This window comes from Gynuella sunshinyii YC6258 (assembly GCF_000940805.1).
Taxonomy (GTDB): Bacteria; Pseudomonadota; Gammaproteobacteria; order Pseudomonadales; family Natronospirillaceae; genus Gynuella; species Gynuella sunshinyii.
Genome location: NZ_CP007142.1, coordinates 1,996,547 through 2,012,383, shown reverse-complemented (window position 1 = coordinate 2,012,383; position 15,837 = coordinate 1,996,547). Strand labels below are relative to the sequence as shown.

Below are 15,837 nucleotides of genomic sequence, written 5' to 3'. Positions count from 1 at the left end.
ATCATCCTTAATCGGTTAAACGCTGTGATAGTCCGGATCGTCATCAAAAAACAGGGACTCGGCCAGGTCGACGGCTGCGGCCGGATCAGTTTCGCTACCCTTCCAAAGCGGTGGCAGGATGCGCCGCAATGCCTGCCCGGTGGAGTTGAGCTGACCACGAACCATTCCGAGGATCAGGTTTTGGTCGTTGGGCATCATCAGGTAGCAGGCATCATGATGGGCCAGGGAGAAATGGTAGAAACGATATTGATCGGTGGTGCGCTGACCGGCGACCCATTCGGGTGAATTGTCGAGTCCAACGAGGGGCTGCTGATCATCGTCCAGCAGGGAGTAGGAAACATAGTTAGCCGGAAAAAAGAATCCTTTTTGACTCCAATAGAGGGTTTGTTCTCCCTGTTCTGTCAGCCATTCCAGCAGTTCATCAGCCTTGAGTTCCGGCAGGATCAGCTCTGTCTCCGGGGCCAGCTGATCCGGTGACTCCAGCTCTGATCGATTGGCTTCCCACACTACCGTCCAATACGGATATCCCTGGGCCTCAGCGATACTGTGCAGGCTGTCTCCCGGCTGTACGGTGTAACGGCTTTCCGATTTTGGCTGGTAGCTTTTCAGGGACTTTTTAACCCCATGCTCACTGCGATACTGCGCATAGGCCTGTTGCAGCGCATCGTCGAATTCGGCTTTCAGTTCGTTAGGTTGGCGATCAACACTGTCATCATCGGCAAAAGTATTGGCGGGATGAATGGGATGTTCGTGTTCATCGACCGCTTGGTCATCGACATCAGAGCACCAACGCGGCAGCATCTCATCACTCTGATAATGCCCACTCAGTTGCAGGCACTGCTTTAAAAACGCGACGGAGAAGTATTGCGGGCCATCTTCGTGGACCGGCCACGGAAAGGCATCGAGGTTGCCATTGGCCTCCAGTTGTTCGTCGCTGGCACCTGGCAGTAGCATGAAGCGGCTGGGCATGAGGTTGGGGTCGTTGTCGGCCAGGTCACGGTGATGCACCAGTTTGCACATGGCATCGTAATCGAGCTGTTTGGCGGCGTAGCGGGCCTGTTCGTAGCCGCGCGCCTGTTCAATCTGTATCAGTTGGTCGGCGATCTGCTGTATGGTCAGCTGGGTCGGTTTGATCATGGTTGCCGGGCCGCTGAATTTGCCTTCACCCAGCAGGCCTTTGACGCTGAATCTCAAGTCACCGACGGCCGGATCAAATACATCTTCGGCTTTCAGGCCGGGTACTTCGAATTCATAACGGTACTGTTCGGCTTTCAGGGTGACGAAGAACTTGCTGACGATACGACGCCCCTGTTCATCGTTATCACCCTTCACAATCACGTTAAGCTGCTTACCTTCATGACCGGCCAGGTGGGCAATGCTGAACCAGCCGCGCAGGGCTTCTTCTTCAAAACGATACTGCCGCTGGTGCCAGGCCAGGTTGGTAAGTTCGAGCTTGACCGGGCGGGCGGTATCGAGGGATTTCAGGATCTGGGCGCTTTCCGCTTCGTACTGTTCATAACGCCCGGTACTGGCAGAACCACCGATGCCACGGGTTTGTTTGATGACTCCCGGTTTACGAAACACATAGAGTTGCTGGGGGCCATGCTGGGTCTGTTGATAACGGTCAATACGGCGGGCGGTGCGACCATCACAGATCACCAGTACGATGCCTGCAGGGGCGGGCTCTCCGGCCCATTGCATGCGATTAACATCACGCTGCTGCCAGTAATGCCCAAAGCCCTGTTTGCGCACAAAATCGCGCACAGGTGCCGGCAGACGGTATTCATCGATACGCTGATAACCTTCCGGGCGGGTGGAATGATCTTCGTCGTTGTTCGGGGAATAGGAGTCTGTCAATGAATCCTGCCGGGAGTCATCGTCATCCCAGGGGAAGTAGGGGCCAGTCATGAGGGCGTTTCCTTACCATTATGAAATGAGCACAATTTGATGCGGGGCGCATCTTCCATTAAGAGGTGAGGGTTATACCAGAAATAACCGGATGAGCGTAATGCTCTGGTTCACAAAGTCGATTACGAGAAATCGACCAATCGGGTCTCCTGCCTCTAAATATCCGAACTGCTCCGAATCCAACTCAATCAGCTACTGACCTGTGCCCTTGACCAAGTAAGTAAACTTCGCATTTGAGCAGCCCAGTAGCACCCTGATGTTTTCACCAACATATACTTCACAAGTCAGGTTGTTGTAGTGCTGATATATAGAAGGTATCAATTATGTCTTACCCCAACTCACCGTAATCCCTTTATCCCAAAAGTCCTTCCCTGACAACGAGTCATCGGTCCCTCATTAGTTGGTGCCATTGAGCCGACAGACATTGTTTGCCAATCGAAGGCCGCTCACTAAAAGACCAATATCTTTGATATTGACCCTGCAACGGTTGATCACGTAGCATCTGCCACGCGCTGGCAAAATCCAGTGCCGGGATTGCAACCCCGTTTGTCCAAAGAGAGGCTAAAAAAACATGTTGGTGTTTTTTTATCGCCTGCGAACCTTCGCACCTGTTCATTATGGCAGGTCGGCGGGCCAGTTTCGGCTGGGCCGTGTCTCTTTGGACGGTTGTTGCAACCCGTTCGGCCTGCCCCCAGATCATTTGCAACTGATTGGGGGCACATGTTTTTATATCCAAAGAGAACCCAACCATGTCCACAACACCTCCGTCTCTCGAATCCATCAAACACGATCTGAACATCACCGCCAACACCCTCTCCGGTGGTCAGGCAATTATCCATATGCTGACCTCACACGATGATGAAAAAACCGCCTCAATCGCCCATGCTGCCTGCGGGTTTTTCGAACACCTGCAACAGCGGCTGAATCAATTATTTGAAGATCTCAATGAATGCGAACGGCAACAGATACAGGCACTACGGGAAGTTAATTCCAGGGATTTAGAAACACTGCATTCCAGTAATAAATTGGACAAAAATACAGAAACTTCACGCTAACCTGAAAGCTACTTTGAACTGGGGAATGCACGCGCTATCCGCCGTCATTTTCAGTACCAGTTCCTTGTACTTCAGATTCAAAATCAGATAATGATCAGCACGCTCGTTTTAGCGAATTTCAGGATGAACACATGAACCTCAAAACACTTATCAGCATCGGCTTCTGCATAGCGACCTTAACTGCCTGCAAGCCAGATCTTAGAACTATTGGCACGGTGGATGATGATAAGCTGATTACGCCGAAGACATTGGCGGATATGGGATATACCGCGTTTCGGGAGAAGTATTTTGGGCAGGAAGTGACAGTGACCGGTTTTTATCAATCGGGTCTCATTGGCACTTATCGAAAAAATGAAGCGCAGTGTGAAGTTGCATTTTCAACCAAAGATAAAAATTCCGGTAAAAAATTTAATATATACATATATACCAATCATTTTCCTGATTTTGTTATCAAGGATGTCATGAAGCGCCATGATAATTTTGACCCTAAATATTTGCACTATGATCAAGAAGTCACATTGCCTGATGAAATCTGTGATGAGTGGTGTGAATATGACTCCAAAACTAAAGCTTGTTTCTATAAAAGTCCTGATCTTAAAATTACAGGAAAAATATTTGAGCTAGTGGGAGATGAGAGAAGTCCTGTTGGAATGCTGTACATGAAAGTTAAAGGCGTCGAGTATTAAGTTTCTTGGGTCTTCAATGATGACTGTCCCCAGGCTGGTACAGTCATCATTTCACAGCCTATTGCAGTAACGGGTGATCCAAGGACACCTTAATTACATCTCGTCCTTCTGTCAGATCCTCCTTAAACAAATACGAATCCCACTTCAAAAGACCAGCATATCCTGTCAGGCTCGTACTGGCAAAATAAGCTAACTCAACCGTTAATTCGACGGTATTTTTCATACGGTCCAAGGTATTCATCGGCTCATCCGCCGTCATTTTCAGTACCAGTTCCTTGCACTTCAGATTCAAAACCAGATAATGATCAGCAATCTTTTCGAGTCGACATTTCAGGATGAAACCATGAACCTCAAAACACTTATCAGCATCGGCCTCTGCATAGCAACCTTAACTGCCTGCAAGCCAGATCTTAGAACTATTGGCACAGTGGATGATGATAAGCTGATTACACCGAAGACATTGGCGGATATGGGATATACCGCGTTTCGGGAGAAGTATTTGGGGCAGGAGGTGACTGTAACGGGGTTTTATCACGCAATGATGACCGGTGCTTACAATATGGACAACTCACAATGTAAAGTTGCCTTTAGAACTAGAGATGAAGAGTCCGTCAAGAAACTAGTTATATATATATATACCAACCACTTTCCTGATTTTGTGCTTAAAGATGCGATGAAACGCCATGATAATTTTGACCCTAAATATTTGCACTATGATAAAGAAGCCACATTGCCTGATGAAATCTGCGATGAATGGTGTGAGTATGATCCTAAAACCAAAGCATGCTTCTATAAAAGCCCTGATTTAAAAATCACCGGAAAAATATTTGAGCTGGTAGGAGACGAGAAAAGCCCTGTTGGGATGCTTTATATGAAAGTCAAAGGCGTCGAGTATTAAGTTTTACTGAGTAGTCAATGAAGACTGTACCAAGACTGGTACAGTCTTCATTTCATGACCGATAGTCTATTGCAGTAGCGGGTGATCCAAGAACACCTTAATTACATCCCGTCCTTCTGTCAGATCCTCTTTAAACAAATACGAATCCCACTTCAAAAGACCAGCATATCCTGTCAGGCTCGTACTGGCAAAATAAGCTAACTCAACCGTTAATTCGACGGTATTTGTTATACTGTCCAAGGTATCCACCGCTTCTTCAATACTGTTTTTATCCAGCCAGCTTAACGGAATATCCAGATAGTAAACGTTGCTGGTATCTCCCTCCCTGTGATGAGTTTCGCTACGGCTTAAACGCATAAAGTTCCAATCCTGGTACTCAGGTTGATCCGACTGACTGTCTTTATCCGGATCTTGTGGTACCGCAAACCGGACAGTGTCATCAATCCCTATTCGATCTCTGTCATATAACCGAACCCAGGCATATTCGTTGTCACGTTTATAATTGTCGATACGAATTGCAAAATGAAGAGTATCTTTATCACCGAGTTCAGAGTGCGCAGAGATACTACGCACTACTGGTAACTTAAGGATAAAGGTATCGTCATTTTCCAGTAATCGATCATTTCGATCACCCGCCTGTGGCGTCACCGCACACTGCAGCTCTAGCTCACTGGCCCCTGCTATATCATTCCAGAGCGCTTTCATTTTTTGATTGTATTTGGATAAATCCAGAATATGTTTTTGCTGCTTTTCCGTGCCTCGAATTTGAGCAAACCGTTCTTCGGCGGCAACATCCAATGTCATACGCATTGCTGTGATTGAGATATTGGTATGCTCACTTAATGCTTTTTTCGTTGCAATATCATCAAATCGATCAATCACTTGATCAGTTTCAACATACTCAAACTGTTCCGAATCCAGCTCTATTAATACCTGATCCGTCCCACCGGATACATAAGTAAATTTGGCGCTCATGTTTGGCTTAAATTCCATATCCGAGTAACCCAGTACCACGCCGATCTCATCACCGATATAGACCTCTCTTTTCTGATTATTGTAATGACGATAGATCACATCAGTAATATCGGTAACCCCCCAACTCACCGTAATCCCTTTATCCCAAAGGTCCTTCCCAAACAGTTTCAGGTCACTTAAAAAACTGGCTTCTTCGGTTCTGACATTGGCCAGTTTGGCTTCTGCTATGTGGTAGCTCCAGGAGAAGACCGATAGCCGGGCATTGATCGGAAATTTGAGGTTGATGTCGCTAAACAGTTGGCTCAGTTCACCGTATAAACGCCCTGGGTTGTTTTCGTGTTGGAACAGATAACCAACCCGCCAGGCCAGTTCGGTTTCCAAGCTAAGTTTTGCGGCGGCCGACAGGCTGATTTCCAGGTAGTCGAGTACGTCGTTGAGCATGGGCCCCCAGGTGACATGATTCAGATCCTGTGTCAGGGAGTTGTGATCGCTTTTGGTCGTCTTGGCTTCGTTGGCTTGCTTGACCGCAGTCCAGGCTGCCATCAGTTGATAAGCATATTCCAGTTCCACTACCTGGGCTTCGCCCTCATCACTATTTTTGGAGCCGAGTTTGATCAACAGGTCCGCATAGGATTGGCCGCTTTCGGCGACGGTGCTCTTGATCGTTTGGGTATCTTCATCGAGTTCCCGGCCATCCACGCTTTGGCGTTCTTCGGCGGTCACGTATTTGCCTTCGACTTCCAGATTGAGCTGGCCTTGCACATGTACTTTACGTGCAAAGAACAGGAACGCCAGCCAACCGGGTAAGGGCCGGCCATACGGTGGTGGACTGAATTTGGTGTCGCTCAGGGAGGCTAATTCGATGGCGCCGGTGCTGGCGGTCAGGTCACCTTCACCCAGTCCTTCGATAAAGGTGTTGCGCAGCTCCTTGAACACATCCTCAAAATTGTCTGCATCGGCCAGTTTGGTTTTGCCCATCAATCGCTTGAAAAAACCGGCATCCGGACTGGCTACTTTACTATCCCGTTTATCCAGTTCTTTCTGGTGAGCGTCTTCCGTAAACGGATTAGTGGGGTCGATTAAGGCAAAACGAAAAATCTGGCTATAAATATTTGCGCTGGCCTCATAGGTCCGCACCAGATTGATTTCAGCTTTGACGTCTTTGATCAGGTCGTCATATGCCTCTTGCAGGTTGGTATAGCTTTTGGCTGAAGCTTCAAAACCAGCACGGGCTTCGTCCGAGATTTCCGGCATCAACCGTTGCATATCGTTAACGGCACGTTCTACGCTGCTCAGATCCACCTGGGAAATGCGATCCTCCAGCGTCTCCAGATCACTGCTTTTTAAAAACTCATGCAAGGGACTGATCGCTTCGATGATTTTATCCAGATCGAACTCATTGCGCAGACCATCCACAGCGATCATGGCCAGTATTTCTTTGAGCTTGAAGTTATCCAGAAATTCCAACACCGCTTTGCCATAGTGGTGCTGCCAGTAGGCAGGCTTCTGTTTGTTGGCCCTGACTGTGGGATCGGTATCTGTATGCCGTTTGCGGGCTTTACGTTCGGCGAGACGGTCCAAGAGTTTGCCCATCAACCAGGCGATACCGCTGACGGCAATGGAGACACCCATCCATACCGGAAAATTCAATTCCCGTGGCTGGCCCGGCTGCTCAGGTTGATCGAGTTTGTTAAGGGCTGATATCAGTTCTGATGGATATAATCCAACGTACAGCATATTGCCGTCGACTCGGCGAATATCACCTTCGGCAAAACTGTCAGTACTGCGACAGACTTTTTTGCCGTCTTTGTCGAAAACCCATTCACCGTCCATAATGCGTTCACGCCGCCAGCTGTGGTTGCAGTACAGCTGCGGGTTGTAGCCAACAGTGCCCAGGCCATGGGTATGAAAATCGATATTGTCCTGGGTCACGGTGTCACGATTTTCCATCCGCACGCGCAGATCTTCGGGATCGTCATCAAGATACTCCGGCTCTTTACTCCAGTGCATATCCAGGTTGCGTACCCAGGCTTTGAGGTAACAACCACATTCGAGGCTGAACAGGTCGGCGTACTTTTTTTGTGCCATCAGACTGTCGCGCTGGTGCTTGAAAGCTTCTCTGGTCAGATTGCTGCGCACTACTGCTTCATATTTGATCAGGGCGATGGAGTTAGGCTGCGCGCCACTTTTAAGCTGTGCATCCTGATTGGCTTCGATTTTGATCCAGGCAACACTGTCTTCAACTTTTTGTGCGTGTTTTTGGGGGGCTTCATGGCCGGAATTCATCTGATACAGGTAGTGGTAGATTTTCATCGGCGCTTTGTACAATCCGGTGGCGCTATCCAGCGTGGCCTGGCTGCCATGGATTTCTGCTTCAAACCAACCTGCTCTCGGTGAGTCATCGACCACCCATTTATTGTGCGCCGCTTTACGATAGGGGTTTTGGCCAATGGTAGGCGGTTGCAAAAAAGCCCAGGTCAGCAGATTGGGTAGCTTGGGGATATCGCTTTCGCCGTTGATTTCATGCATCAACTCCACCCGTGCGATCAGGTATTGGCTGACGGCGGAGGCGATCACGCCGGAGGTATTGAAAAACAGGTCTTCACCATCTGGATCTTTATGGGGACTTTGGACGTGTAAGGTGGCTTTCTGAGAGGCCTTGTAATCGTATAGCAGATCACGCGGCAAGTTGAGGCCTTCCTTTGAAAGTTCACAGGCTACATCTTCAGTCGCTCCGAGTGTACCGCTGTCGATATGTTGTTGTTGAAAGGTTTTGACCGGCACCGGCTGGTCATCTGCGATGGGGTCTGCAGCATTGGGTTCGAAGGCATAGATCTGCACATCATGCTTCAGCTTGGTTGCATCTTTGGCCGGGTATACTAACGGGAATGCTGAAGTGCGTTCAAAAGATGTCTCTTGGTTGTCCCCCCAATACAAACGCACACTGTGCCATTGTCGATGGTCAGGCCGTAGAGTCTGATTACGATCCTGGCTGTAGGCCCGACCGCGAGTCAGCTCTCCCCTCGCCACGGCTTCATGGCGTTCATCAAGCCTGTCAATGTGATTGTCATCGGTATATTGCGGTAAATACAGGCGGTCACCTGGCAGTAATTGTGTCGGTCCCCGCCCCCAGCTTTGCATGCGCTCAACGTTAGCGAATTCCAGGGTCCGCGGCACATAATCAAGAGCAACGTTGAGTTGATAAAGCGTATCTCCAGGCTGGACTTCGTACTCCTGATCCGCTTGTTGCAGTTTTCGTTTCAGCTCTAGCAGAGCTTTAGCTTCCATGGGCATGGTTCAGGCGTCCTTTTCAGATTCATTGGATGGGTTTTGCTCTTCAAACACTAAGCCATCCGGTAAAGGCCGTTCGGTATCGAGCGCGTTCTGGGGAGGCAATTGCAGCCGGTATGGGCCAAGTATTTGTTGCCGGGCGTTTTCCAAAACCTGGTTATTAATCGCAACGCTGAGGTCCTGACCAGCAGGCAGCAATACCATCAATCTATCCGATTGATGGCTGTAGAGATGATAAAACAGATGATAAGGATCATGCCGGTAGGCATTCAGAAACAGACTTCGGGTTTGTTCGGGCTGGTCACCATGAAGGCTGAATGACAGGTAATCTGCCGGAAAAAAGAAGCCTTTCTGAGTCCAGTATCGATCCCGTTCCTGTTGTTCATCGAGCCATTGTAATAGCTCTTCTGCATGGAGTTCCGGGAGGGTCAATTCTGCTCCGGGCTCCAGTTGATCAGGCAGATCAACGCTGTCGGTATTAGCCGCCCATAGTATCGTCCAATAAGGGTAATCCTGAAGTTCGGTAATACGATAAAGGGTGTCACCATCCTGAACGTTATACCGGCTTTCAGTCTTGGGCTGATAACGCTGCAAGGCCTTTTTGACACCGTGTTCCTGGCGGTATTGATCGTAGGCCGCTTTCAAGGTGTCATCAAATTCGGCTTGCTGGTCTTCCGGGTGTAGATCAATTCTGGTGGTATCTATTGTATCGGTCTGTTCATGATCCACCGAACTCCAACGCGGCAGCATCTCATCACTCTGATAATGCCCACTCAGTTGCAGGCACTGCTTTAAAAACGCGACGGAAAAGTACTGTGGACCGTCTTCGTGGACCGGCCACGGAAAGGCATCGAGGTTGCCATTGGCCTCCAGTTGTTCGTCGCTGGCACCTGGCAGTAGCATGAAGCGGCTGGGCATGAGGTTGGGGTCGTTGTCGGCCAGGTCACGGTGATGCACCAGTTTGCATCGTAATCGAGCTGTTTGGCGGCGTAGCGGGCCTGTTCGTAGCCGCGCGCCTGTTCAATCTGTATCAGTTGGTCGGCGATCTGCTGTATGGTCAGCTGGGTCGGTTTGATCATGGTTGCCGGGCCGCTGAATTTGCCTTCACCCAGCAGGCCTTTGACGCTGAATCTCAAGTCACCGACGGCCGGATCAAATACATCTTCGGCTTTCAGGCCGGGTACTTCGAATTCATAACGGTACTGTTCGGCTTTCAGGGTGACGAAGAACTTGCTGACGATACGACGCCCCTGTTCATCGTTATCACCCTTCACAATCACGTTAAGCTGCTTACCTTCATGACCGGCCAGGTGGGCAATGCTGAACCAGCCGCGCAGGGCTTCTTCTTCAAACCGGTACTGCCGCTGGTGCCAGGCCAGGTTGGTGAGTTCGAGTTTGACCGGACGGGCGGTATCGAGGGATTTCAGGATCTGGGCGCTTTCCGCTTCATACTGTTCATAACGCCCGGGACTGGCAGAACCACCGATACCCCGGGTTTGTTTGAAAGCGCCCGGCTTACGGAATACATAAAGCTGCTGATGACCATGCTGAGTCTGCTGATAACGGTCAATGCGGCGGGCGCTGCGACCATCACAGATCACCAGTACCATGCCTGCTGGAGCCGGCTCTCCCGCCCACTGCATACGATTAACGTCGCGCTGCTGCCAGTAATGCTCAAAACCCTGTTTGCGAATGAAGTCACGCACAGGGGTGGGCAGGCGGTATTCATCGATACGTTGATACCCTTCCGGGCGGGTGGCGGATTCGTCGGGTTTGTCTGAGGAGTGGGCATGATCAAAGGGATTCAGCCAGGAATCATCGTCATCCCAGGGGGAATTAGGGCCAGTCATGAGGGCGTTTCCTTACCATTATGAAATGAGCACAATTTGATGCGGGGCGCATCTTCCATTAAGAGGTGAGGGTTATACCAGAAATAACCGGATGAGCGTAATGCTCTGGTTCACAAAATCGATCACCAATGCTCAAAAAACAGGAATAAAAACACAGGTTTCAGCGTCTCAACCGGCAGCGGCGATTACCGAAGTTGCAGCCCTGTGCTGTTCTTCAAGGATAATCAGCCTGGCTTGCCGGGCACACACGCCACAGCGCCTGGCGACCCCACAAACACGCCGTGCCTGACTCAGGGAACACGCGCCATTGCGGACTTCGGCACGCAGCTGCCGTTCGGTCACGTTCTCACAAATACAGATGTACATGTGCTTCTCCTCTGTCGCGTTAATCCTGTGTTTTTTTATTCGAGGCGGCTGCTAAGGGGTCTCTGAAAAACAGGAATAGTTTTGATGCAGGCAAGGAAGCACCACTCGCAACACCGCAGTTTACTGACGTAAATGAGGATGTGTGACTGGGGCTGACAACGTCCTGCGCAAAATAGACCATTTTTCAGAGATTCCTATATCTTCCGCACCCTTATATTCATACTCTGAATCCGATAGGCAATCTGACGCGGTGTCATGCCAAGTAAACGGGCAGCCTTGGCCTGCACCCAACCCGCCTGTTCAAGTGCTGCGACCACGCGCTCCCGCTCATCCATATCGGGATCGTTAATATCCAGACTGGTTTGGGCGATGGAAGGTTTGATCGAGACCGCCGAATCGATGTCCAGACCGCTTAAGAAAATCACATCCCGATCGATGACGCCGTTTTCACACATCACCGCCGCACGCTCCAGGCAGTTGGACAACTCTCTCACATTACCCGGCCAATGATGCGACATCAGCATGCGCTGGGCGTTATCGGTCACAGTGAGCTTACGCCCCTGCTGCTTGCCAAGTTGTGCCAGCAGAAATTCTGTCAACTCCGGAATATCTTCAACCCGCTCCCGCAACGGCGGTATTTTGATGGGCATGACATTCAGCCGATAGTAAAGATCCTCACGAAAATTGCCCTGTTCCACTTCGGCTTCGAGATTCCGGTTGGTGGCGGCGACGATGCGCACATTGACTCTGACAGTCGTGGTGCCCCCTACCCGTTCAAGTTCACCTTCCTGCAATACCCGCAACAGTTTGGCCTGAAATAACGGGGATATCTCGCCGATTTCATCAAGAAACAGAGTGCCGCCATCGGCTTGTTCAAAGCGTCCTTTGCGTTGCCGAACAGCACCGGTAAACGCGCCTTTTTCATGACCGAACAGTTCACTCTCCAACAGAGTCTCCGGCAAAGCTGCACAATTCAGTTTCACAAATGGATTGTTAGCATAGGGTGAGTTGTAATGAATCGCGCTGGCGATCAGTTCTTTACCGGTGCCGGATTCGCCACGAATGAGTACGGTGCTGTCCCATTTGGCAACCCGCCGAACCTGATCAAAGACCCGGCGCATTTGTTCTGTATGGCCGACCACCATGTTATCGAAACCGTATTTGCTGCGGACCTGACGACGCAGTTCATCACGCTCTTCCTTGATATCCTGTTTTTCCGTTTCTACGGTTTGCGCCAGGGTAATCGTCTGCACGATGAGGTTGGCAACCATTTCCATCAGTCGGGTGCAATCGGGTAGCATGACACGGATATCTGAAAGGATCGCCGGCTGAGCAGCCAGTACCCCTATCACTTTGCCATCACTGGATTTGATCGGCACGCTGATGAACGGCAATTCCAGATCATACAGTTCGAGTTTGTCGAGAAATCTCGGCTCAGTGGATATACGGCCAAGTACGATACTTTCCCCACTTTCGAATATACGCCCGATAATGCCTTCTCCGGGTCGATAACGCACAGAGTTGGAGGATCGTTTAATCGCCTCCGACTCGACGTGTATGGAACCGACAGACAAACCGCCATGACTCGGATCAGAGAGTGTTACGATACCATGGTGCATGCCTGCATCGTCATGAAGAATCCTTAACACTTCGGCCAGAGTCTGTTTCATATCCAGGGATTTATTCAACACGCTGGACACCCGGTACAAAACCAGAAGTTGTTTTTCCAGCAGTTGCAATCGGCTGACCACGGTCGTTTCAGTCGCATTCATTCGCTTCACTCACTCGGGCCTAAGGTCTATGGTGATACGGGTAGGGTGACTCTTGCCAATGCTCCAGGACGGTAGTCACGATCAAAATGCACGGTTCCCAGGTGGTCGTTCACAATATCCTGAACCTGAGATAATCCCATGCCACGGCCAATCTTGCCTTTGGGTTTTGAGCTGTAAAACGGCTCAAATACTTTAATCATTAACTCCGGTGCAATCCCCTCACCGGTATCGGCGATGTCAACGATCAGGTTTTGGTTTTCCCAGCGCGTGGAAATGAAAATTTCCCGCACTTTAATACCGCGTGCACTGACAGCATCAATGGCATTATCGAGCAGTTTTTTAAATAACGAACGCAGTCGCTGCTCCTGTCCAATTAAAGACGGCAAATGCATGGCCGGTTGCCAGTCAATTACGATACCGTTAGCCAGAATACGATTGGAGGAGATGCTGATGACTTCGCGCAACAACTGGTTAAGGTTCACGGGGATCTTTTTCTCCACCGGTCTTGCCGGCACCAGATCACGCAAATCCTCCAGTGCTGATATACCGGCGTAGCGGGCTTCTTCCAGTGCTTTTAACAGGGCGCTGTCTTTGTCCTCTTCGCGTCGTTTGAGCATCGTCACGGCGGCATCGATCAGATTGACGGGGCCTTGCAATTGATGAATGGCACCATTAAAAGCTTCCTGCAATCCTTCCAGCAGCTCTTCCTCCGCCATCAACACCCGCAAGGCATTCATCTGGGTTTCCTGCTGCCGGTGTCTTAACCGGGTAATGTCGTTAATAACCAGCAACAGATGTTTGCCAGTGGTCTGGTCAAAAAAATTCTCCGCCCCTTCCATGCCGGCATAAATCCAGTTGCCAAAGCAACTGAAATAACTCTGATCATCACCGCTGCCTTCAAAGCTGACTTCCTTGTTGGCGAAGCCATCTTCGTTATTCAGCAGGTCCGGTTGCTCGGCAATCAGGATATCCAAAATAGCTTCCGCCGGCTCCACCGCACCCAGTTGCTGACATAAAGTCTGATAAGATTTGTTGCTCAGCACCAGATTACGGTCTTCATCAAGCAGCGCCAACGCAGCAGGCGTCTGATTCAAAACCAGTTCCAGCAGTTTATTCTGGTTTGATAATCGCTGTTGCAGAGAATGAACTTCTGTAACATCACGATGCATACCGAGATAGTGCTTAACCTCTCCGTTTTCTGCTTCTACCGGGGCCACCATTAATTCGGCCAGATAACGACTCTGATCCTTACGCCGGTTCACCAGCACACCAGACCATCTTTTTTTCTGTCGCAATCGCCCCCACAGCGCGTGGTACACCAACCTGGGCGTTGTATGATTTGATAAAATGGATTCGTTTTTGCCGAATACCTCATCACTTTCATAACCGGTAACCTGATGAAATGCCAGGTTGGAATAAAGAATGTTGGCATGAAGATCAGTAATGGATATCGCCACAGGTGCATGTTCGACCGCCTGAAAAAAAACCTCCATCGGCAGTTCATGAGATTGATTGTTATTATTTTCATCGACTGAATGATCAACGACCGCATCGGTTTCTGCGTTGATCTTTTTTTCCGGATCTGTTGCCATTTACTTGGTCCTGTCAATCATTAACCGGTTCATCTCGTAACAGTCGAATTGCAAATGTTATGCCCTGTCAGCCTAAAGCCACGAACGGTGCGGTTTGATTGAAAAACGCCTGTCTGTTGTGAGCTTTGTTACAATGCACTCAAAATGATTTGCTAACCAAAATGTAGCAAAACCGACAAAAGCAATGGTTCCGTTGTTTTAGACATCTCTGTGAAGCACTTTCCCGCCCAAAAAGCTGTCTCTGATCGTATGGCATGATTGCTGCACCTGTCCCAAAAAAACTGTAGGGAAGGCAACGATGGAATACTTCTATCTTTTTGTCAGCACCGTCCTGGTTAACAACGTGGTTCTGGTTCGTTTTCTCGGTCTGTGCCCGTTCATGGGGGCATCCAACAATTTGTCCACGGCAATGGGAATGGGACTGGCCACCACATTTGTGCTCACTCTCGCATCCATGAGCAGTTGGTTACTGGAGCATCTGATTCTGGAGCCTTTGCACATTGAATTTCTACGCATTCTGACTTTTATTCTGGTGGTTGCCGCGCTGGTTCAGTTTACCGAAATGGTCATTCGAAAAATCAGCCCGGTGCTCTATAAAACACTGGGGATTTATCTGCCGTTGATCACCACCAATTGTGCGGTTCTGGGTGTGGCATTATTGAATGTCAGTGAAGACCACAGTTTTTCAGAAAGTGTCGTTTATGGCCTCGGCGCTTCAGTTGGTTTTACCCTGGTCATGATTATTTTTGGCGGCCTGCGCCAGCGCCTGGCCATGGCCAATGTGCCCGCGGTGTTTGCCGGTTCCCCGGTTGGTCTGATTACCGCGGGATTGCTGTCAATGATTTTTCTGGGATTTTCCGGACTAATTTAATCGGGGTCGTCAGTACGACCTTACCCAATGGAGGATATCACTATGCTATTCATCTCACTTGTAGGCGTCATGACGGCTCTCGGTCTGATCATTGGAACAATATTAGGTTATGCCAGCCGGTTTTTCGCCGTGGAGGAAAACCCTCTGGTACAGGAAATTCAGGCGCTGTTACCGGGCAGCCAGTGTGGTCAGTGTGGTTTGCCAGGTTGTGGTCAGGCAGCCGAAGCGATTGCCAGCCAGCAGGCTCCAGTGACCTGTTGCCCACCAGGGGGTATGCAGCTGGCCACCCGGCTGGCGGAATTAATGGGTGTGGATCTTGATGCCGAAGCAGTGGTTGCCGAGGTAAAAGTGGCGATGATCGTGGCAGAGAACTGCTCAGGCTGTACACGGTGTTACAAGGTATGCCCAACGGACGCCATCATCGGTGCCAACAAGCAGATTCATCAGGTATTTGCCGATGCCTGTACCGGGTGTCGTAAATGCCTTGACGCCTGTCCCGATGACTGTATCGAAATGGTCAGCATAAAAACCAATGCTGATAACTGGCAATGGCCCAAACCCAAGGCAGCCTGA

Annotated in this window: 11 protein-coding genes; 5 read left to right on the top strand and 6 right to left on the bottom strand. The window is 49.8% G+C overall.

The features are described 5' to 3' along the window. Positions 1–15 precede the first annotated feature (15 nt). On the bottom strand, positions 16–1,908 hold the full coding sequence (locus YC6258_RS08935; protein ID WP_044616691.1) for a LysM peptidoglycan-binding domain-containing protein: 1,893 nt from the start codon (positions 1,906–1,908) through the stop codon (positions 16–18). 749 nt (positions 1,909–2,657) lie between these two features. On the opposite strand from YC6258_RS08935, the gene YC6258_RS08925 reads away from it, so the two are divergent. From YC6258_RS08925 to YC6258_RS08910, 3 genes are all read left to right on the top strand, one after another. Beyond that, the gene (locus tag YC6258_RS08925; protein WP_044616689.1) at positions 2,658–2,963 is read left to right on the top strand and encodes a hypothetical protein; all 306 of its coding nucleotides are present in this window, start codon (positions 2,658–2,660) and stop codon (positions 2,961–2,963) included. Between the two features lie 131 nt (positions 2,964–3,094). Then, positions 3,095–3,649 (top strand): hypothetical protein, encoded by a 555-nt coding sequence (locus YC6258_RS08920; RefSeq protein ID WP_044616688.1) that lies wholly within the window; start codon positions 3,095–3,097, stop codon positions 3,647–3,649. Positions 3,650–3,992: 343 nt separating this feature from the next. Then, positions 3,993–4,547: a hypothetical protein gene (locus tag YC6258_RS08910; RefSeq protein ID WP_044616686.1), complete on the top strand. Its 555-nt coding sequence runs from the start codon at positions 3,993–3,995 to the stop codon at positions 4,545–4,547. 66 nt (positions 4,548–4,613) lie between these two features. Here YC6258_RS08910 and YC6258_RS08905 read toward each other — a convergent pair whose 3' ends face one another. From YC6258_RS08905 to nifL, 5 genes are all read right to left on the bottom strand, one after another. Beyond that, complete coding sequence (locus YC6258_RS08905; protein WP_044616685.1) at positions 4,614–8,816, bottom strand: hypothetical protein; 4,203 nt, start codon at positions 8,814–8,816, stop codon at positions 4,614–4,616. A 788-nt stretch (positions 8,817–9,604) separates the two neighbouring features. Next, positions 9,605–10,663 carry a hypothetical protein gene (locus YC6258_RS30905; RefSeq protein ID WP_044616683.1) on the bottom strand — a complete coding sequence of 353 codons (1,059 nt, stop codon included), beginning with the start codon at positions 10,661–10,663 and terminating at the stop codon, positions 9,605–9,607. A 168-nt stretch (positions 10,664–10,831) separates the two neighbouring features. Then, entirely contained in the window at positions 10,832–11,029 is a 198-nt protein-coding gene (locus YC6258_RS08890) for a (2Fe-2S)-binding protein (protein WP_044616682.1), read from the bottom strand. A 194-nt stretch (positions 11,030–11,223) separates the two neighbouring features. Next, entirely contained in the window at positions 11,224–12,801 is a 1,578-nt protein-coding gene (gene nifA / locus YC6258_RS08885; RefSeq protein ID WP_044616681.1) for a nif-specific transcriptional activator NifA, read from the bottom strand. 26 nt (positions 12,802–12,827) lie between these two features. Further along, positions 12,828–14,393, bottom strand: a complete 1,566-nt coding sequence (nifL, locus tag YC6258_RS08880; RefSeq protein WP_044616680.1) for a nitrogen fixation negative regulator NifL — start codon at positions 14,391–14,393, stop codon at positions 12,828–12,830. Between the two features lie 298 nt (positions 14,394–14,691). Here nifL and rsxA point away from each other — a divergent pair, with 298 nt between their 5' ends. After that, positions 14,692–15,264, top strand: a complete 573-nt coding sequence (gene rsxA, locus YC6258_RS08875; protein WP_044616679.1) for an electron transport complex subunit RsxA — start codon at positions 14,692–14,694, stop codon at positions 15,262–15,264. 42 nt (positions 15,265–15,306) lie between these two features. Beyond that, positions 15,307–15,837 carry an RnfABCDGE type electron transport complex subunit B gene (locus YC6258_RS08870; RefSeq protein ID WP_044616678.1) on the top strand — a complete coding sequence of 177 codons (531 nt, stop codon included), beginning with the start codon at positions 15,307–15,309 and terminating at the stop codon, positions 15,835–15,837.

What these genes read in the sequence shown, in the direction of transcription:
- YC6258_RS08925 (WP_044616689.1), top strand. Translation starts at nt 2,658, where the DNA reads ATGTCCACAACACCTCCGTCTCTCGAATCCATCAAACACGATCTGAAC.
- YC6258_RS08910 (WP_044616686.1), top strand. Translation starts at nt 3,993, where the DNA reads ATGAACCTCAAAACACTTATCAGCATCGGCCTCTGCATAGCAACCTTA.
- YC6258_RS08870 (WP_044616678.1), top strand. Translation starts at nt 15,307, where the DNA reads ATGCTATTCATCTCACTTGTAGGCGTCATGACGGCTCTCGGTCTGATC.
- rsxA (WP_044616679.1), top strand. Translation starts at nt 14,692, where the DNA reads ATGGAATACTTCTATCTTTTTGTCAGCACCGTCCTGGTTAACAACGTG.
- YC6258_RS08920 (WP_044616688.1), top strand. Translation starts at nt 3,095, where the DNA reads ATGAACCTCAAAACACTTATCAGCATCGGCTTCTGCATAGCGACCTTA.
- YC6258_RS30905 (WP_044616683.1), bottom strand. Translation starts at nt 10,663, where the DNA reads ATGACTGGCCCTAATTCCCCCTGGGATGACGATGATTCCTGGCTGAAT.
- YC6258_RS08935 (WP_044616691.1), bottom strand. Translation starts at nt 1,908, where the DNA reads ATGACTGGCCCCTACTTCCCCTGGGATGACGATGACTCCCGGCAGGAT.
- nifA (WP_044616681.1), bottom strand. Translation starts at nt 12,801, where the DNA reads ATGAATGCGACTGAAACGACCGTGGTCAGCCGATTGCAACTGCTGGAA.
- nifL (WP_044616680.1), bottom strand. Translation starts at nt 14,393, where the DNA reads ATGGCAACAGATCCGGAAAAAAAGATCAACGCAGAAACCGATGCGGTC.
- YC6258_RS08905 (WP_044616685.1), bottom strand. Translation starts at nt 8,816, where the DNA reads ATGCCCATGGAAGCTAAAGCTCTGCTAGAGCTGAAACGAAAACTGCAA.
- YC6258_RS08890 (WP_044616682.1), bottom strand. Translation starts at nt 11,029, where the DNA reads ATGTACATCTGTATTTGTGAGAACGTGACCGAACGGCAGCTGCGTGCC.